Source organism: Erwinia sp. SLM-02, from assembly GCF_037450285.1.
GTDB lineage: Bacteria > Pseudomonadota > Gammaproteobacteria > Enterobacterales > Enterobacteriaceae > Erwinia.
On sequence record NZ_JAQISN010000005.1, the window covers coordinates 97,592 to 116,687 of the forward strand.

At 58.6% G+C, this 19,096-nt stretch carries 17 protein-coding genes; 9 read left to right on the forward strand and 8 right to left on the reverse strand.

Going from position 1 to position 19,096, the window contains the following annotated elements:
- Positions 1-7: 7 nt before the first annotated feature.
- The 6 genes from PGH32_RS21610 to PGH32_RS21635 are packed head-to-tail and all read left to right on the forward strand — an operon-like array spanning position 8 to position 5,246.
- The gene (locus PGH32_RS21610) at positions 8-838 is read left to right on the forward strand and encodes an ABC transporter ATP-binding protein (RefSeq protein ID WP_105591996.1); all 831 of its coding nucleotides are present in this window, start codon (positions 8-10) and stop codon (positions 836-838) included.
- A complete protein-coding gene (locus PGH32_RS21615) occupies positions 835-1,581 on the forward strand; it encodes an ABC transporter permease (protein ID WP_337895093.1) in 747 nt (248 codons plus the stop codon). The genes PGH32_RS21610 and PGH32_RS21615 overlap by 4 nt, the downstream gene beginning before the upstream one ends.
- 2 nt (positions 1,582-1,583) lie before the next feature.
- Positions 1,584-2,321: an ABC transporter permease gene (locus tag PGH32_RS21620; protein ID WP_337895094.1), complete on the forward strand. Its 738-nt coding sequence runs from the start codon at positions 1,584-1,586 to the stop codon at positions 2,319-2,321.
- Between the two features lie 2 nt (positions 2,322-2,323).
- Positions 2,324-3,061, forward strand: coding sequence for a class II aldolase/adducin family protein (locus PGH32_RS21625; RefSeq protein ID WP_314419429.1), 738 nt, complete (start codon positions 2,324-2,326; stop codon positions 3,059-3,061).
- 18 nt (positions 3,062-3,079) lie between these two features.
- The gene (locus tag PGH32_RS21630) at positions 3,080-3,934 is read left to right on the forward strand and encodes a TauD/TfdA dioxygenase family protein (RefSeq protein WP_314419431.1); all 855 of its coding nucleotides are present in this window, start codon (positions 3,080-3,082) and stop codon (positions 3,932-3,934) included.
- A 4-nt stretch (positions 3,935-3,938) separates the two neighbouring features.
- A complete protein-coding gene (locus PGH32_RS21635; protein ID WP_337895095.1) occupies positions 3,939-5,246 on the forward strand; it encodes an amidase family protein in 1,308 nt (435 codons plus the stop codon).
- Positions 5,247-5,290: 44 nt separating this feature from the next.
- Here the strand turns inward: PGH32_RS21635 and fumA are convergent, their stop codons facing one another.
- Both fumA and PGH32_RS21645 read right to left on the reverse strand, forming a co-directional pair.
- Entirely contained in the window at positions 5,291-6,934 is a 1,644-nt protein-coding gene (fumA, locus tag PGH32_RS21640) for a class I fumarate hydratase FumA (RefSeq protein WP_337895096.1), read from the reverse strand.
- A 173-nt stretch (positions 6,935-7,107) separates the two neighbouring features.
- A complete protein-coding gene (locus tag PGH32_RS21645; RefSeq protein WP_314419437.1) occupies positions 7,108-8,619 on the reverse strand; it encodes an anion permease in 1,512 nt (503 codons plus the stop codon).
- Between the two features lie 521 nt (positions 8,620-9,140).
- On the opposite strand from PGH32_RS21645, the gene PGH32_RS21650 reads away from it, so the two are divergent.
- Together PGH32_RS21650 and PGH32_RS21655 are read left to right on the forward strand one after the other, a co-directional pair.
- Positions 9,141-11,918 carry a flavocytochrome c gene (locus tag PGH32_RS21650; RefSeq protein ID WP_314419439.1) on the forward strand — a complete coding sequence of 926 codons (2,778 nt, stop codon included), beginning with the start codon at positions 9,141-9,143 and terminating at the stop codon, positions 11,916-11,918.
- A 36-nt stretch (positions 11,919-11,954) separates the two neighbouring features.
- Positions 11,955-12,881 (forward strand): FAD:protein FMN transferase, encoded by a 927-nt coding sequence (locus PGH32_RS21655; RefSeq protein WP_337895303.1) that lies wholly within the window; start codon positions 11,955-11,957, stop codon positions 12,879-12,881.
- A gap of 34 nt (positions 12,882-12,915) precedes the next feature.
- On the opposite strand, the gene PGH32_RS21660 is transcribed toward PGH32_RS21655, so the two are convergent.
- From PGH32_RS21660 to bhsA, 4 genes are all read right to left on the reverse strand, one after another.
- Positions 12,916-14,403 carry an aldehyde dehydrogenase family protein gene (locus tag PGH32_RS21660; protein ID WP_337895097.1) on the reverse strand — a complete coding sequence of 496 codons (1,488 nt, stop codon included), beginning with the start codon at positions 14,401-14,403 and terminating at the stop codon, positions 12,916-12,918.
- Between the two features lie 415 nt (positions 14,404-14,818).
- On the reverse strand, positions 14,819-15,409 hold the full coding sequence (locus PGH32_RS21665; protein ID WP_314419443.1) for a hypothetical protein: 591 nt from the start codon (positions 15,407-15,409) through the stop codon (positions 14,819-14,821).
- 100 nt (positions 15,410-15,509) lie between these two features.
- Entirely contained in the window at positions 15,510-15,767 is a 258-nt protein-coding gene (locus PGH32_RS21670) for a hypothetical protein (protein WP_314419444.1), read from the reverse strand.
- Positions 15,768-15,803: 36 nt separating this feature from the next.
- A complete protein-coding gene (gene bhsA / locus PGH32_RS21675; RefSeq protein ID WP_314419446.1) occupies positions 15,804-16,061 on the reverse strand; it encodes a multiple stress resistance protein BhsA in 258 nt (85 codons plus the stop codon).
- A 278-nt stretch (positions 16,062-16,339) separates the two neighbouring features.
- Here bhsA and PGH32_RS21680 point away from each other — a divergent pair, with 278 nt between their 5' ends.
- The gene (locus PGH32_RS21680; protein WP_314419448.1) at positions 16,340-16,990 is read left to right on the forward strand and encodes a TetR/AcrR family transcriptional regulator; all 651 of its coding nucleotides are present in this window, start codon (positions 16,340-16,342) and stop codon (positions 16,988-16,990) included.
- Here PGH32_RS21680 and PGH32_RS21685 read toward each other — a convergent pair.
- Together PGH32_RS21685 and PGH32_RS21690 are read right to left on the reverse strand one after the other, a co-directional pair.
- Entirely contained in the window at positions 16,987-18,294 is a 1,308-nt protein-coding gene (locus PGH32_RS21685) for an NtaA/DmoA family FMN-dependent monooxygenase (protein ID WP_314419450.1), read from the reverse strand. The genes PGH32_RS21680 and PGH32_RS21685 overlap by 4 nt on opposite strands.
- Positions 18,295-18,297: 3 nt before the next feature.
- Positions 18,298-19,089 carry an amino acid ABC transporter substrate-binding protein gene (locus PGH32_RS21690; RefSeq protein ID WP_314419452.1) on the reverse strand — a complete coding sequence of 264 codons (792 nt, stop codon included), beginning with the start codon at positions 19,087-19,089 and terminating at the stop codon, positions 18,298-18,300.
- Positions 19,090-19,096: the final 7 nt, after the last annotated feature.

The following is a 19,096-nucleotide window of genomic DNA, read 5'->3' on the forward strand; positions in this document are numbered from 1 at the left end:
AAGCCTGATGACCGTTGCACCAAAAAAACATCTGCCCCTGCTGCAGCTGGATAATTTATGGAAACGCTTTGGCGATGGGCAGCAACAGGTCATCGCCGTCTCCGGCGTCAACCTGACCGTCAATGAAGGTGAGTTTGTCACGCTGGTTGGCCCTTCCGGCTGCGGCAAGTCAACCCTGTTCAATATGATCGCCGGACTGCTCGACCCGGACAGCGACGGGGCGATCCTGTTTAAAGGCCAGTCTCAGCGGGATGGCGAGCTGCTTGGCAAAGTGTCGTTTATGCCGCAGCGCGACCTGCTGCTGCCGTGGCGCACCATTATGGATAACGCCATTCTGGCGCTGGAGTGCGAAGGCGTGCCGCGCAAAGCGGCGCGCAAACGCGCCGAGGCGCTGTTCCCCAGCTTTGGTCTGAGCGGCTTTGAGCAGAGCTATCCGCACCAGCTTTCCGGCGGGATGCGCCAGCGCGTGGCATTAATGCGCACCTTCCTGTTTGAGCGCGATTTAATGCTGCTGGATGAGCCGTTCGGCGCTCTGGATGCGCTGACCCGCACGCTGATGCAGCGCTGGCTGCTGAAGCTGTGGGAGCAGCATCGCCGCACCGTGCTGTTTATCACTCACGACATTGATGAAGCGATCTTCCTCGGCAGCAAAGTTGTGGTGATGAGCGCGCGTCCCGGCACTATCAAATGCGTTGAGCAGATTGATCTGCCCCGCCCGCGCACCCCGGACATGCTGACCTCCGCCGAATTTATCGCCATCAAGAAACGTCTGCTGGAAGCCATTGAAGAAGAGAGCATGAAGTCGTTTCGCTTCACCGAGCATGAGGAACAGTCATGATCAAACGCCTTCTGACCCATCCCCTGGTGGTCGCGGTGTTGCTGGTGCTGCTGTTCTGGCAGGGAAGCGTCACGCTGTTTGCCATCAGCCCACGCTATCTGCCGTCGGTGCCGATGGTGATGGCGGATATCCGCGCGAACGTCGATCTGCTGCTGGCCAGTACCGGACGCACCGGGCTGGAGACGCTGCTGGGTTTTGCGCTGGGCACCGCGTTTGGCGTGGCCTGCGGCATTCTGTTTTTCTACGTCAGCTGGATCGATCGCGCCTGGTTTCCGCTGTTTGTTATCTCGCAGACCGTGCCGGTGATTGCCTTTGGCGCGCTGGTGGTGATCTGGTTCGGCAACACGCTGTTTGCCAAGGTGATGATCGCCTTTTACCTGACATTTTTGCCGGTCACGCTGAACACCAAGCGCGGGCTGGAGATGGTGGATCCGCTGCATATCAGCCTGCTGCGCAGCTTCGGTGCCAGCGGCCTGAAGCGTTTTCTGGTGCTGCACTTCCCCGCCGCCGCCCCGTCGATTTTTGTGGCGCTGAAGCTGGGCATTTCCCTCAGCCTGGTCGGCGCGATTGTCGGCGAGTGGTTCGGTGACACGACGGGCCTGGGCGTGCTGCTGATCCAGTCGATGTACAACGAAGACGTGGTGAGGATGTGGACGCTGATTGTGATCTGCGGGCTGACCGGGGCGCTGCTGTACGGCGTGGTGGAGCGGCTGGAGAGAAAACTGGCCTGGTGGGGGAAATAACCGTGATACGCAAACTTCTGCCGCCGTTCTTCGGCGTACTCAGCCTGATTGTGCTGTGGGAAGGCAGCATCTGGCTGTTTAACATTCAGCCGTTTGTACTGCCGTCGCTGCACAGCATCGTGCTGGCAATTATCAGCAGCGGCAGCAGCCTGTGGGTGTCAATGGGCTGGACGCTGGTGGAGGCGCTGAGCGGCTTTGCGCTAGGCCTGCTGGCCGGGCTGCTGCTGGCGGTGCTGATGACGATTTTTCGGTCGCTGGAAGCGATTCTGATGCCGCTGGCGGTGGCGATTAACTCGGTGCCGACCGTGGCCTGGATCCCGCTGGCGCTGATCTGGTTCGGCATGGGCGCGATGTCCAAAATCGTGCTGGTGGTGCTCGCCGTCAGCTTTGTCATTCTGGTCAACAGCCTGCACGGCCTGAAACAGGCCGACCCGCAGATGATCAATCTGATGCGCAGCTTCGGCGCCAGCCGCCTGACCATTATGCACAAATTGCAGCTGCCTGCCGCGCTGCCGAACATCGTCAGCGGCCTGCGCGTGGGGCTGGTGCGCAGCATCATCGTGGCGATTGTCGCCGAAATGCTCGGCGCGTATCAGGGCATAGGCTGGACCATTTTCCAGTCCACGCAGCAGGTGGATCTGCTGACCGTCTGGGCTGCCGTCGTCGTTTCTTCTCTGGTCAGTATCGCACTCTACGGCCTGCTGGCCTGGATCGATACAACCTTTATCTGGTGGAAATAATCATGACTCAATCCGAACAGCAACTCCGCGTACAGCTTGCCGCCTGCTACCGGCTGATCGCGCATTTCAAGATGGACGATCTGATTTATAACCATATTTCCGTGCGCCTGCCGGGGCCGGAACACCATTTTCTGATCAACCCCTACGGGCTGTTTTTCTCTGAGGTCACCGCCTCCAGCCTGATCAGGATCGATCTGGAAGGCAACGCGCTGGAGCCGAGTGACTATGAGGTGAACCGCGCCGGATTCGTCATCCACAGCGCGATCCACGCGGCGCGGGAAGATGCCATCTGCGTGCTGCACACCCATTCGGATGCCGCCACCGCCGTCTCGGCGTTGGAAGAAGGCCTGCAGCCGGTCAGCCAGTTTGCCATGCACTTCTGGAACCGCCTCGGCTATCACGCCTACGAGGGCGTGGCACTGGATACCGATGAGCGCGCGCGGCTGGTGCGCGACCTCGGCCCACATCAGGTGATGGTGCTGCGCAATCACGGCATTCTCGCCGCCGGTCGTACCATTCCCGAAGCCTTTATGCTCGCTTACTACTTCGAACGCGCCGCGCGCATTCAGCTGATGGCTCAGGGCAGCGGCAGCCAGCTGCTGCTGCCGCCGGAGGCCGTTTCAGAGAAGGCCGCACGCCAGTTCAATCAATGTGAAGGGGATATCCGCCTGCGTGGTGAACGCGAGTGGCCCGCCTTTATCCGTCTGCTGGACAACCTTGACCCCAGCTATCGTCAGTAACGCCTGAGGAGATTAGTCATGTTAGAACTTCGTCCGTTAACCGAACATATCGGCATGGAAGTGCTGAACGTTGATGCCACCCGCCCGATCGATGCTGCGACGTTTGTCGCCCTGCGCGATGCGCTGAACACCCACTCGGTGCTGCTCCTGCGCCAACAGCCGGTCAGCGAGTCGCAGCACGTGGCCTTTGCCCGCGAGTTTGGTGAGCTGCAGGTCCACGTGCTGAGCCAGTATCTGACCACGCCGTATCCCGAGCTGTATGTGCTGTCCAACGTTAAGCAGGACGGCAAGGCGATCGGCAACCATAAAGAGGGCTGGAACTGGCACTCGGACTGGTCCTACTACGATGTGCCCTGCTTCGGCTCGGTGCTGCATGCGGTGGAAGTGCCGCCGGTCGGCGCGGATACGCTGTTCTCCTCGATGTTTGCCGCCTATGACGCGCTGGATGAAGAAACCCAGCGCCTGATCCAACCGCTCAGCGCGGTGCATTCCTACTCCACCTACTACGCCAAAGCCTTCGCGGATCGTGAACCGCTGACCGAGGTGCAGAAAGCCGCCACCCCGGACGTGATCCACCCGCTGGTGCGTCGTCATCAGGAAACCGGCCGCCCGTCGCTGTTTGTCGGCCAGGACATTGTGAAAGAGATCGTCGGCCTGTCGCCGGCAGAGAGCGACGCGCTGCTGGCGCGCCTGAATGCCCACGCCGTCAGCGAGCAGTTTGTTTATCGCCACAAGTGGCAGGCGCACGATCTGCTGATCTGGGACAACCGCTGTACCATGCACCAGGCGACGCCGTATGACGACGTCGCCTACCGCCGCGTGATGCATCGCGCCACAGTGAAGGGCAGCGAACGACCGCAGGCGCTGGTGTAAGCCCATGGCCGCTTCCGCCGAACGACTGCACCGGGCGCTGTTACAGGCATTTAAACAGCGCCACCTGAACAGCCTGAGCTGGCTGGCTGCGGAACCGGCGCTGGCAGCGGCGGCGGCAGGTAGCGACGGTATGGACGCCCCGCTGGCCGGTTTTCCGCTGGTGGTGAAAGACAATATCGATGTCGCCGGGATGCCGACCAGCATCGGCACTTCGCTACTGGCAGAGGAACCGGTCAGCCACAGTGCGGAGCTGGTCACCCGCCTGCAGCGGGCCGGGGCGATTATTATTGGTAAAGCCAGCATGCACGAGCTGGCGTCCGGCACCAGTGGGCTGAACGCCGCCCGGGGCGATGTGCTGCATCCCTTCCTGCCGGGCCGCGTGGTGGGCGGTTCCTCCAGCGGGAGCGCCGCCGCCGTGGCGGCCGGGATTGTTCCGGCCAGCATCGGCACCGACACCGGCGCATCGGTGCGGCTTCCGGCCTCTTTCTGCGGGCTGATTGGCTTTCGCCCTTCGCTCGCGCGCTATCCGCAGCAGGGGATCGCCCCCATTTCCCCCAGCCGGGACACCGCCGGCATTCTCGCCCGGCGTATGGACGACGTGCTGGCGCTGGATGCTGCCATTAGCGGTGACTCCGCCCTGCCCGCCGTTGCGCTGGCCAATCTGCGGCTGGGCGTCCCCCGTGCGCATTTCTGGCACGGCTGTGAACCTGCCGTTGCGGCGGCGGCGGAAATGGTGCTGCAACGCTTAGGCGATAGCGGCGTCACGCTGATTGAGGTGGACATTGAACAGGCCGGAGAGCTGGCGGTACAGGCCGGATACCCGATTGCCTCGTTTGAGCTGCTGCGCGATCTCCCGCGCTATCTGCAACAGCGCGGCAGCCGCTACAGCTTTGAGCAGCTGAAAATGGCCGTCGCCAGCCCGGACGTGCGGGCGCTGATGGCCGATGCGGCAACCATCGGCCCCGAACGCTATCAGGAGGCGCTTAACCACTGGAAGCCGCTGTTGGTTGCCCGCTATCGGGCTGTTTTTCAGCAGCATCGGTTAGACGGACTGGTGTTTCCGACGGTGCCGCTGTTGCCGCCATCAATTGCGCAGGCCAATTCGCTGTTCCGCCAGCTGATTGCCAACTGCGAACCGGCCACGGTGGTGGGGCTGCCCTGCATCAGCCTGCCGCTGGCGCAGACGCCTGACGGAATTCCGGTGGGGATGGAGTTTCAGTTTGCGGCCGGGGAGGATCGCCGCCTGCTGGCTGCAGCGACCCTGCTGATGGCGCAGATACAGGTGCCAGCTCGCGCTGGAGAGCAGAAGTGATGCGTCACCCCCTTCTTTCCAAAGGGGGTGACCTTTTTACGCCATTATTTCACGCAGTTGTCGCACTGATTGTGGATCTGCTGGAAGAAGTCGTTGCCTTTGTCATCGACCAGAATAAAGGCCGGGAAGTTTTCCACTTCGATTTTCCAGATAGCCTCCATACCCAGTTCCGGATATTCAATGCACTCCAGGCTTTTGATGCTCTGCTGCGCCAGCACCGCGGCCGGGCCGCCGATGCTGCCGAGGTAGAAGCCACCGTGTTTCTGACAGGCATCCGTCACCTGCTGGCTGCGGTTGCCCTTCGCCAGCATGATCATACTGCCGCCGTTGGCCTGCAGCTGATCGACGTAGGAGTCCATGCGGCCGGCGGTGGTCGGCCCCAGCGAGCCGGAAGCATAGCCCTCCGGCGTTTTCGCCGGTCCGGCGTAGTACACCGGGTGATCCTTGATGTACTGCGGCAGGCCTTCGCCGTTATCAATCCGCTCTTTCAGTTTGGCGTGGGCGATATCGCGCCCGACGATGATGGTGCCGCTGAGTGACAGACGGGTCGATACCGGGTATTCAGACAGCTGGGCCAGAATCTCCTTCATTGGCCGGTTCAGATCCACCTGTACCACGTCGCCCTCGCCCTGCTGGCGCAGTTCCTCCGGAATATACTGACCCGGATTCTGCTCCATCTTCTCAATCCAGATGCCGTCGCGGTTGATTTTCGCCTTGATGTTACGGTCGGCGGAGCAGGACACCGCCATCGCCAGCGGGCAGGATGCGCCGTGGCGCGGCAGGCGGATCACGCGGATATCGTGGGCGAAGTATTTACCGCCAAACTGCGCGCCCAGCCCCAGCTGCTGAGCCGCCAGCAGCAGCTCCTGCTCCAGCTCTACGTCACGGAATGCCTGACCGTGCTCGTTGCCTTCGGTAGGCAGCTGGTCGTAGTAGTGGGTCGAGGCCAGCTTCACGGTTTTCAGCGTGCTGTCAGCAGACGTTCCGCCGATAACAAAGGCAATATGGTACGGCGGGCAGGCGGCGGTGCCCAGGCTGCGCATTTTCTCGGTGAGAAACGCTTTCAGCTTGCCGGGGGTCAGCAGCGCTTTGGTTTCCTGGTAGAGATAGGTTTTGTTGGCCGAGCCGCCGCCTTTCGCCATACACAGGAACTTATATTCGTCGCCGTCAACGCTGTAGAGGTCGATCTGCGCGGGCAGGTTAGTGCCGGTGTTCACCTCGCGGTACATATCCAGCGCGGCATTCTGCGAATAGCGCAGGTTGTCTTCGGTGTAGGTGTTGTAGACCCCTTTCGCCAGCGCGGCCTCATCACCGCCGCCGGTCCACACGCGCTGCCCTTTTTTGCCCATAATAATCGCCGTACCGGTATCCTGGCAGGTCGGCAGAATACCCTTGGCGGCAATCTCAGAGTTGCGCAGAAACTGCAGCGCTACGTAGCGGTCATTCTGGCTGGCTTCCGGATCGGTCAGCATCGCGGCCACCTGGCGCTGGTGCGCCGGGCGCAGCATAAAGGAGGCGTCGTGGAACGCGTGCTGCGCCAGCAGCGTCAATGCCTCAGGTTCGACTTTTAAAATCGACTGCCCGTCGAATTCACTGACGGAAACGTGATCGCGGGTAAGCAGATAGTATTCGGTATCCTCTTTGGCAAGAGGAAACGGGGTCTGATAATGGAACGGTTTTTTCGACATTTTGCTCTCACTTAATCATAAGTAGCCGCGCAACATCGCTGCACCACCGGCAACGTCACTGGCGATATTTCATTATGGTTTTTATCTGGCCGGCCCGGGGAGAAGCGGGGCCGGCAGGTTTACTGAGAATGTTATAGGGAGTTGCGGAGAATAACCATGATTTCAGTGGCAGATCAGAACATCATTACCATCCACGGATAGCCGATCAGCATCAGCGCACACAGGAAGAACAGCCCGAAAATGGTGCCCATGCGCCAGTAGTCTTTGGTGGGCAGATAGCCGCTGCCGTAATAAATCGGGCTGGGGCCGGTGCCGTAAGGGGTGATAATGCCCATCACGCCCAGTGAGGTACACATCATCAGACAGAACACCGGCATATTGATCCCCGGGATTGCCGCGGCAATGGTCAGCATGGCCGGCAGCAGCGCGGTGGTGTGCGCGGTGGTGCTGGCAAACAGGTAGTGAAGCAGGTAGAAGGCGATCATCAGCACCACCGCCGAGACCTGCGGATCGTAGCCCTGAAGCAGCAGCCCGCCCTGCTTGCCCAGCCAGGCAATAAAGCCGACGCGCGCCAGGCCATCGGCCAGCGCCACCAGCGTGGCAAACCAGGCGAAGGTGTTCCAGGCCGGTTTATTACTGGTGATATCATTCCAGTTCAGCACCCCGGTCCACAGCATCAGCACCACCACCAGCAGCGCGGCCATTGCCGGTTCAATCCAGGCCGTGGCGAAGATCCACATCAGCAGCGCGGACACGACAAACACCAGCAGCAGGATTTCATTGCGCGACAGCTTGCCGAGCTTCTCCAGTTCGCTGGTAGCCCAGCGCGGCACTTCGTCGTTGAACTTCACCTCCGGCGGATAGAGCCAGTAGGCCATCAGCGGCATGGTCAGCAGCAGCAGCACGCCCAGCGGCAGGAAGGCCAGGAACCACATACCCCAGGAGATTTCAAAGCCGATAACGCTTTTAACCAGCGCCAGCGCCAGCAGATTCGGGGCCAGCGCGGACAGGAACATTGAGCTGGTGATACAGGCGGCGGTGATGGCCACCCACATCAGGTAAGAGCCGATCTTACGCGCGCTGGGGTCGTTGGGTTTGGAGCCGTACAGCGGCGGCAGGTTGGCGATAATCGGATAAATGGTTCCGCCGCTGCGCGCGGTGTTGGACGGCGTAAAGGGCGCCAGCAGCAGATCGGCGAAGGTGATGGCGTAGCCCAGCGTCAGACTGCGGCGGCCCAGATATTTTACCAGGATCAGCGCCAGCCGACGGCCAAACTGCGTTTTGTCATAGCCTGCGGCAAACATAAATGCGCCAAAAATAAGCCACACGGTGGAGTTGCCGAAGCCGCTGACCGCCCACTTAAACGCCTGCGTCGCGGTTTTAAAATTCGGGTCGGCCAGTTCCGCCGGGCTGAACAGCACCCACGGGCTGAAGAGCGCGATCGCCACCACGCCGGTCAGTCCTATTACTGCCCCGGGCAGCGGTTCGAAAATCAGGCCGACAATCACCCCAACGAAAATGGCGAAGAAGTGCCATGCGTATGGCTCCAGCCCCTGAGGCACCGGCACCAGTAACAGCAGTACCGCCACGAGAACAGGCAGGAACATCATAATCAGACGTTTTTTTTGTCCCGTAGCGGCCGGAGGGGCGGCGACGGTTTCACTAACCGAAGATGTCTGTTTCATAGTTTTATCTGCAGGTTGATGGGTATAAGTGAAGTATCCACTTACTTTATAGCCGATATTGCGTTTGTTTTTTCATTTTTTTCTCCTGACATTCAGCCGTCAGACCGGCCCGGGTGAAATAAGATAAAGCCGCAGGCGTTAATATTTACCGGAGCCTCGCCACGCGGATAAAATAAAGAACAAATTTTTATTGCCCACATTAGCTTAATCTTACTCTCTTAATGTGGTCGCCTGTTTTATCGCCAGCGCTTTTCTTAGACAAAATCCACCACATAGTGCATTGTTTTTACTGTAGTTATTTTTATGTTTCTTGAAAGTTGATTTTTTGTTCCTGTTGGTTAACAATTAATGAAATAGTTTATATTGGCACAGGAATATCTGTTCATTGTCGGTGGTTAAATTTAGAATAATAAACAATCCACCCGGGTAATTTTATATTCGCAACAGGATGTCGTAACTTCATTATTTTTTAATCGTCGCCTGCAACAGCATTATAAGAATTTTTATTTGGAGCCCACCTGATGAATACGCTAAGCCCTGTTCTTAACCCCCTGACGCTGCCGAACGGCGCCGTGCTGAAAAACCGTCTGTTAATGGCCCCGATGACCACCTGTACCGGCTTTTACGACGGCACGGTCACCAGCGAACTGGTTGAATACTACCGCGACCGCGCCGGCAGCATCGGCACGGTGATCGTTGAATCCTGCTTTATCGACCCCAAAGGTCCGGCCTTCCCCGGCGCTATCGGCATCGACAGCGACAACAAAATCCCGGGTCTGGCAAAAATTGCACACGCTATCAAGACCAAAGGCTCAAAAGCTATTTTGCAGATCTATCACGGTGGCCGCATGGTGGAACCGGAGCTGATCGGCGGCAAAACGCCGGTCGCCCCCAGCGCCATTGCCGCTCCCCGTGAAGGAGCGACCACGCCGCAGGCGCTGACCGCGGAAGAAGTTGAGGTGATGATCACCAAATTTGGCGATGCGGTGAACCGGGCAATTAAAGCCGGGTTTGACGGCGTGGAGCTGCACGGCGCGAATACCTATCTGATCCAGCAGTTCTATTCACCCAACTCCAACCAGCGCGATGACAAATGGGGCGGCAGCCGCGACAACCGCACCCGCTTCCCGCTGGAGGTGCTGGAAATCACCCATAAAATGGTGCAGCGCTTCGCCGATTCGACGTTTATTATCGGCTATCGCTTTTCACCGGAAGAGCTGGAAGTCCCCGGCATCCGCTTCGATGATACGATGTACCTGCTGGAGAAGCTGGCGGCGCGCGGCATTGATTACGTGCATTTCTCCGTCGGCCAGCTGCTGCGCCCCTCCATCGTGGACCGCGACGACCCTACTCCGCTGATTACCAAATACCTCGCCGCCCGCACGGCCACGCTGGCGAAAGTGCCTGTTATTGGCGTGGGCGGCGTGCTGAATAAAGCCGATGCCGAGCTGGCGCTGGAGAAAGGTTTTGATCTGGTGGCGGTAGGCAAGGCCTGCATCGCCTACCCGGACTGGGCCGACCGCATCATTAAAAACGAACAGCTTGAGCTGTTTATCAACAGCACCCAGCGGGAAGCGCTAAACATCCCTGAACCGCTGTGGCGATTCTCGCTGGTGGACGCGATGATCCGCGATGTCAGCTCCGGCGGCCGGAAATATAAAGCCGGCGTGTACCAGGAGAAAGTAGAAGCCGAAGCGCTGAAGCTTAAAATCAACGTCACGCTGGACACCGACCGTATTACCGATATCGCCATGGTGGCGGATGATTCGCTCGACGTGGATTTTACCACCACCTTTGAGAAGCTGCGCACCCGCATGCTGGTGGCCAACAGCCCCTATGTGGATGCCATCACCGGGGCCACCACCCAGAGCGAGGCGCTGAAAAAAGCCGTCTCCCGCGCGATGACCACCTCCAGTAAAGAACACGTGATTGAGGAAGGCGGCAACCCGCAGGCACCGCAGAATTACGATGTGGTGGTGATCGGCAGCGGCGGTGCCGGTCTGGCGGCGGCGATCCAGGCCAGCGACGCCGGTGCGCACGTGGTGATTATCGAGAAGATGCCGACCATCGGCGGCAACACCATTAAGGCCTCGGTGGGAATGAACGCTGCGGAAACCCACTACCAGCAGCTGAAAGGCATTGAGGACAGCAAAACGCTGTTCTATGACGAAACGTTGAAAGGCGGCAAATTCAAAAACAACCCGGTTCTGCTGAAAGAATTTGTCGAGCGGGCGCCGGGGGCGATTGAATGGCTGAAGGACAATGAGATTGAACTCAGCGATATCACCATTACCGGCGGCATGAGCATTGAGCGCACCCACCGCCCGGCCGATCGCTCTGCCGTTGGCGGTTTCCTGATCAGCGGCCTGGTGAAAGGCATTAATCAGCGCAGTATTGAGGTGCTGCTGGAAACCTCCGTGGAGGAGATCCTGCTGGAAAACGGCGTGGTCAGCGGCGTGAAGGTGGTGGATGAATACAACGACAGCCGCGTCCTCAACGCCAAAAGCGTGATTGTGGCCACTGGCGGCTTCAGCGCCAACCGCGAAATGGTGGTGAAATACCGTCCGGAGCTGGATGGCTTCGTCACCACCAACCATAAGGGCGCCACCGGCAGCGGGATTGCCATTCTGCAGAAAATTGGCGCAGGCACGGTGGATATGGGCGAAATTCAGATCCACCCGACCGTGGAGCAAACCACCTCTTATCTGATTTCCGAAGCGATCCGCGGCGGCGGCGCGATTCTGGTCAGCCAGGCGGGCCAGCGTTTCTATAACGAAATGGAAACCCGCGACAAAGTGTCGGCGGCAATTATCGCCCTCCCGGAGAAAAGCGCCTGGATTATCTTCGACAACCAGGTTCGCGGCAATAATAAAGCCGCCGATGAGTACATCGCCAAAGGCTTTGTGGTCAGCGCCCCCACTCCGCACGAGCTGGCGGTAAAACTGAATATGGATCAGGAAAGCCTGCAAACCACGCTGGGGCGCTACAACCAGTTTGTTGAGCAGCAGAACGATGAGGATTTTGGCCGCACCACCGCGATGCGTCATCCGCTGAATCAGGCACCGTACTATGCCATCCGCATTGCGCCCGGCGTGCATCACACCATGGGCGGCGTCACCATCAATACCGAGACGGCGGTGCTGGATGCGCAGCAGCAGCCGATCGGCGGCGCATGGGCGGCGGGTGAAGTGGTCGGCGGTATTCACGGCGCTAACCGCATCGGCGGTAACGCCATAGCGGACATCATCATCTTCGGCACGCTGGCCGGGCGCAACGCCGCCGCCTGGGCCAGGCGCTGATCCCCGGTGGACGGGGTGTATGCCTTTTCCACCGTGATGATGGGCTCCCCCATCCTGCTCAAGCTGTTTGAGCAGGATGACACGCTGGCGCGCGCGGTTTTCCAGCTGATCAAACAGCAGGAAAACCGGCTCACCGTCAATCGTCCCCACTCGGAGGTGATGGCGATTAACCACGCGGCGGGCCGCCATCCGGTCACCGTCAGTCCGCCGGTCTACGCGCTGATTAAGCACGCTCACCGGGTCAGCCTGCTGCCCGGCAGCGCGTTTAATTTCGCCATTGGCCCGCTGGTCAAGCGCTGGAAAATTGGTTTTCAGGGCAACAGCGTGCCGCCTGAAGATGAACTGGAGGCGTTACTGGCACTCACCCGGCCCGATGCCATTACGCTTGACGACGAAAGCCACAGCGTGTTCCTGCATCAGCCGGGCATGGAAATCGATCTCGGGGCGATAGCCAAAGGCTGGATTGCCGACGTGGTGCGCGACTATCTGCGCCAGCGGGAGGTGGACTACGGGCTGATTAACCTGGGGGGAAACGTCCAGACGCTGGGCCACCGGACGGAGCGATCCTGGGGCATTGGCCTCAAGCAGCCGTTTGGCGCTCCTGATGCACTGATTGGAGTGATAAATGTGATCAATAAATCGGTGGTCACCTCTGGCGTCTATGAGCGTTACTTTGAGCTTGACGGTCGCCGCTATCATCACATTCTTGACCCGCAGAGCGGCTATCCGCTGGATAACGAACTGCTGAGCGTGACCGTCGTTTCGAAAGATTCGATTGACGGTGATATCTGGACCACCCTGCTTTACGGTATGGGGGTGGAACAAAGCCTTGCCTGCCTGCGCGACGTTCCCCACATCGAAGCCATTTTTGTCACCCGGGATCGCCGGGTGATCTGCCCGTCACAGCGGCAGTTTAGTGTGAAGTTGCTGGATGACCGTTACCGGTTTGAAGGGATGGCGTAAAACGGGCGATGTCATCATCGCCCGGGGGGGGAAACTAGTAACGCATCATCACCGATTTCAGACGCGTGTAGTCATTGATAAACGCACTGCCAAACTCGCGCCCGTTACCCGAGCCTTTAATGCCGCCAAACGGCAGCGCCGGGTCGAGTAACGTATGCATGTTGATCCAGACAATGCCCGCCTGCATACGCTCGCTGTAGCGCATAGCCTTATGCAGATTATGGGTCCAGACGCTGGCGGCCAGGCCAAACGGTGAGTTGTTAACCATTGCCAGCGCCTTTTCTTCATCGTCATAGGCCAGGAACGAACCGACCGGGCCAAACGTCTCTTCCCGCATCATCATCGAATTCTCACTGCGGACTTTCACCACCGTCGGCAGGAAATAATAGCCGGGCTGGTCGGGAGAACATCCGCCATAAACGATTTCATCCCCTTCCTCTCTCGCCTGGTTAACCATGCCCAGCACTTTATCCAGATGCGCCTTGTTGGCCAGCGGGCCAATCTGGCACGCTTCATCCAGCGGCGAAGCAACTCTGAACTGAGCGAGTCGCTGGCTCAGTTTCTCCAGCACCTCATCCAGTTTGCCGGACGGCAGATAGAACCGCTCGGCCGAAGCGCAAACCTGACCCTGATTCAGATAGCCGGCCTCAATGATGCCGTTCACCATTTCTTCCACCGTCATATCATCAAGGAACAGCGCAGCGTTCTTGCCTCCCAGTTCCAGCGTGACCGGTTTAGCCAGCGCGCTGGCCGAATTGCCAACGCCACGGCCGGTCGGCACTGAACCGGTAAAGGTCACCTTGGCGCAGAATGGGTGTTCAATCAGCATTGGTCCCAGCAGCCTGCCGTCACCGTTGACCACGTTAATCGCGCCCGCAGGGAAACCCACCTCCGTTGCCAGCTGGGCAACGCGCAGCATGGTCAGCGGGGTATATTCACTGGGCTTGAGCACCACGGTACAGCCGCACACCAGCGCCGCCGCCATTTTCCAGATGGAAATGAGAATAGAGAAATTCCACGGAATAATTCCCACCACCACGCCCAGCGGCTCTCGCAGCGTATATCCCCTGAGCTTTTCACCCTGCGCGGCCGGGATCGAGATATCGGTCGTTTCCCCACAGATTTTTCCTGCCCAGCCGGCAAAATAGCGCAGAAACGCCACGGCCTGATCCACTTCCAGACCCCGTGAAAGGACAATGGTTTTACCGGAGCACAGCGTTTCAATCTGTGCCAGTTCCTCACGGTGGCGTTCCATGGCATCAGCCAGTTTTAACAGCAGATTTCCGCGCGCCAGCGCTGAGGTCGCCGCCCAGCTGCCGGTAAACGCCTGCTGCGCCGCCGTCATCGCCGCTTCAACATCTTCGACACATCCGTCATGGACGTGAGCGACCTGTTGCGCCGTGGCAGGATTTACAACCTGTCGTAACGCGCCTTTTCCTGGATGGCTGAGTCCGTTAATGAAATGACCGTGTTCACGTTGGAAAAACGATTTCACCGTTTCCAGAATTGCGACCTGGTTCATAATAAACTCCTGATTAATATTTATTTCAACCGTTGCATGGTGGCATTTGCCACCCGCCCGGAAAGGACTTTCCATGTCTTTTCGGTGCCGTTAATCACCCGTATTCCCCTTCAGGATTCACATCTGCCGGGGAAATATTGGCCAGAATTGCAGGTCCGGGCGTTAAGCACCGAGGCATGTACAGTGGGGATAAGTCATACGAAAAACATCCCGGTTTGGCGGGGATCGCTCGTTTTTCAATGGCACGAGAGTGCGCCACGTGATTAATTTGCGTTAACCGGGAGAGGGATTGTTTGTTTTTTCGTGCTTTTACTATTTTATATAACGAAAGTTAGCAAAATAACGATAATAAACTCTGAAAAACAAGAAATACCCGGCAGCATCACCGACGCCGGTATCCTGGATCCGTCGCCCGTTACCTTCCGGACAGCTGATGCCGAATCGCAGAAAGCGTGCGGCGACGAATCATCCCGCTGGCCGTGCGTATCAGCAGCCAGTAGGGCAGCAGCTTCAACCGCGTAGCTTTATCCGGGCAGCCGATAAAGGTTTCGGTTCGTAATCGCCAGGCTTCACCTTCCGCCACTAGCTGAAAGTGCAGCACCAGACGCGCCACACCCGGCTGCTGGAACGCCGTAAACTCCCCGACGTCCCGCAGAGGGATAATGCCCATATCCGTTCGCCAGAATCGTCCTGTCAGGCCATAGCTGAGCGTATCCGGGCCGCGTTCAAGAGGCGTAAAGGTATGCAGGCCAAAAGCGGGCTGCGGTTCACGGGATGTTTTCGTTGAGGGAAACAGTTTCCCCGGCAGCTCGCGCAGGGTCATAAACGCATGGGAAAGCGGGTCACTGCGCATATCGTAGGCGGCAACGGCATCCAGAATCGCGTCGGCCGGGGCGAAAATCGGCCCGGATTCATGCCGTTCATGAAAATTATAGCCCGGCAGAAACGGCGTACCGCTGCCTGAATGACGACTTTCCTGTTCGCTAATATAGCCAAAGACGCGCATTATCGGTTCCTTTTGAACGGGCCAGTAGCGATAGTACGCATAAATTCAGCAACAAAAAAGCGCCGCTGTAAAACAGCGACGCTCCGGATGAAAGTGCAGATCAGTGATAGCTGATAGTCGTCCCCACCAGGCTATTCGGTTCCGTATACGCGGCGGTGCGAATCGCCCTGGCAGGCACGGCGGTGGTCTTGCCCGACAGCTGGGTCGTCAGCGCAACCAGCGAGGTGCTGCCGGTGACAAAGCTGATTGTTGACGGCTGCTGCACCGTGGTCAGATAACCCTCTGTTTGTGCTGCCAGGCTGGCACCGGAAATCGTGCTCAGGATGACTGCAACAAGGGCGGTTTTGCGAATGTTCATAATGTCCCCTTGATGCCTTTTCCTGTGATAAATGAATTACTGATAGATAACCGCGGTGCCGTGCAGTTTATTCGCACCGGATGTGGAGGTGATGCGGAAAGATTTCGCACCCGCCTGCTCTGCTTTTGCCGCCAGTTTCGCTTCCAGTGAGGAAAGATTTGACGCGCCGCCCGCAGAAATCACCCCAATCTGTTGCTGCTGCTGAGGTGCACTGTTGACCAGATCGGCCGCAAAGCCGGTGAAAGAAACGGAAGCCAGAGCGATTGCAGCGACGGTCATTTTAATGGTTTTCATAATATTTACTCTCAATTTTGTGCTGTTTGGTTAGTTGGCGTCGTTATTAATTAACGATCGATAATTAAATGTTATCCTCCGTCTGTCGTATCGTCAACATCATTTTATTAACGATCGATAAGTTAATAACTAATTCATTGAATTTACTATTTTTATAGTGAGCACTTTTTTGCATAACGCCCGGAGAAATCTGCCATTACGTACCGCTCGACAGCGGCCATCAATGTTTTTATACTGATTGATAATTTAATCATTTGTGCGGTAATGCTAAGCGAGGAATGATGACAACGACTGAGCAGGACGCAGCAACACGTAAAGGCCGGGGACGGCCAAAAACCTTCGATCGGGAAGCGGCGCTGGATATCGCGCTGGAGCTGTTCTGGCGTCACGGCTATGAAGCTACTTCCCTGGCCGATCTGGTGGCAGCAACCGGCGCAAAAGCGCCAACGCTTTACGCTGAATTTACCAATAAAGAGGGCATGTTCCGTGCGGCGGTGGATCGCTATACCGAGAAATTCGCCAGCAAAAGTGCCGCCGCGCTCACCTGCCCGGACAGCTGTGTCGCCAGCGGCATAGAGAACTACTTCCGCTCAACGGCGGCCTGTTTCACCGACAGTGAAAAGCCGGGCGGCTGCTTCTTTATCTGCACCTCAACCGGGCTTTCCGCCAGCTCCGAAGACGTGGCAAAAATGCTGCGCAGGCGTCACGACAATCAGGAACAGAACCTGCTGGCGTTTCTGCAGGATCGCAAGGCGGCCGGTGAGCTGGATCCGCAGGCCGACGTGGAGGGTATTTCTGCCTGGCTGGGCTGCCTGCTGCAGGGAATGTCCGTACGCGCCCGTGAAGGCGCGACGAATGCCGAGCTGAACGCACTGGTGGACACGCTGATGCTGCAGTGGCCGGTGCTCAGCAGGCTGGGTGTGAACTAACGCGCCGGGCGCTCCAGGCCTAAATGGCCGCGCAGCGTATCGGCCTGATACTCTGCGCGGAACACCCCCCGCTCCTGAAGTAACGGCACCACCTCGTTGAAAAAGGCGTCTGAAGCCTCCGGTATCCACGGCGGCATCACCACAAAACCATCCACCGCACGCTGCTGATACCATTCGGCGATGCGGGCCGCCAGCGACTGCGCGGTTCCCGCCACGATAAACCCGGATCCGGCCACCCATTTGGTAAACTGCCGCACGGTCATCCCCTGCTCCCTCGCATGGCTCAGCATCGGCGCAAAGCGCTCTTTTCGCGCCAGCTGACCGACGATGTCCGGCACCGGGCCGTCGAGATCGTGCTGCGCCCAGTCATAGTTCATGGTATTGGAGAGATGCGTCAGGGTTGCCAGCGGATGATGCAGTTGCTTCAGCTCGTTCAGCAGGTCGTCGGCCTCCTTCTGCGTGCGGCCAATCACCGGCTGCAGACCGGGCAGGATCTTCAGGCTGTCGGGCTTTCGGCCATGGGCCACCACCCGCGCTTTGACCGCCGCATACCAGGTCTGTGCCGAAGCCAGATCGGGCTTTTCGGCGGCAAACACCGCATCCGCCGTCCGCGCCGCCAGCTCCATAAACGGCCCGGAACCGCCGGCCTGAAACGTCACCGGATGCCCCTGCGGCGGGCGGGAAATATTCAGCGGCCCGCGGCTGCGGAACCAGTCGTTATCGATATTGGCATAGCGAATACGGCTGCCGTCGGCGTAAACGCCGTTTTCACGATCGCCAATAATCGCCTCATCCGCCCAGCTGTCCCAGAGTGTACGCACCGCCTCAATAAACGCGTCCGCCTTTTCGTATCGCTGTTCGTGGCTCAGCAGCGTCTGACCAAAATTGGCCGCTTCGGCATCGCTGGTTGAGGTCACCACGTTCCAGCCGGCACGCCCGCCGGTCAGATGGTCCAGCGTTGCCAGGGTACGCGCAGCGGCAAAGGGCTGGATCACCGAGCTGGAAATGGTCCCCGCCAGGCCGATTTTATCGGTGACCGCCCCCAGCGCAGAGAGCACGGTGAACGGTTCCGGCCGCTCGGTTACGCGATGGCGCACCGCTTCGGTCACGCTGTCGCCGTACACATCATCAATCGACAGCTTGTCGGCCATAAAAATCAGATCGAACTTCGCCGCCTCGGCCTTCTGTGCCAGTGATTGAATCAGCGGCCAGTCGGTGGGGTTCGGTTTTGCCGCGCCGGGCATTCGCCAGCCCGCGTAGTGGCAGCCGGTAGGTTCCAGGAACAGCGCCAGATGCAGTGACATCGTTTACCCCTTAGCCGGCTGGGTGCTGACGGTCAGATCGGTATCAAACCACTTCTCGGAGATCTTCTTCAGCGTGCCGTCGGCGCGCAGTTCGGTCAGCGCCTTATCGACCTTCGCCTTCAGCTCCTCACCGCGGGCGTCCTTGCGGAACGGCAGGGCCACCTGCTTTTCGCCAAAGGTTTCACCCACCACCTTCAGCGGCAGATTCTTATGCTTGATCTGCCCCAGCAGGATCACCTGGCCGGAAACAAAGGCATCCACCTTGCCCTGCGCCACGCTGTTAAACACCACGTCGGACCCTTCAAAGGTCACCAGCTTGATTTTGTTTTCCGGGTCAAATTCCTTCAGCACTTTGGCATAGTTCGACCCCAGCTCGGCCGCCACGGTTTTCCCGGCCATGTCGCTCAGCCCGTGGATGCTGTTGTTATTCACGCTGACCGCCAGCGCCGCCGCCGAGTAGTAATACGGTACGCTGTAATCATATTTCTTGCGGCGCTCCGGCGTGTCGGCGAAATTGCCCACCGTATCCACCTTGCCCGTTTCCAGCGAGCCCAGCACCCCGACCCAGTCGGAGGTCACCCACTCGATCTTGTAGTGAATTTTCTCCGCCACCGCCTGCAGGATCTCGGCGCTGAAGCCTTTGATTTCATTACCCTGTTTAAAATAGTGCGGATAGCCATCCGGCGTGGCTCCCACCCTCAGCACCGGCTGCTTCGCAGATTTATCGGCGGCATTGTCGCAGCCGCTCAGCAGTGCCAGCGCGCCGGCAATCAGTGCAAATTTGTACCCTTTCATTATTGTT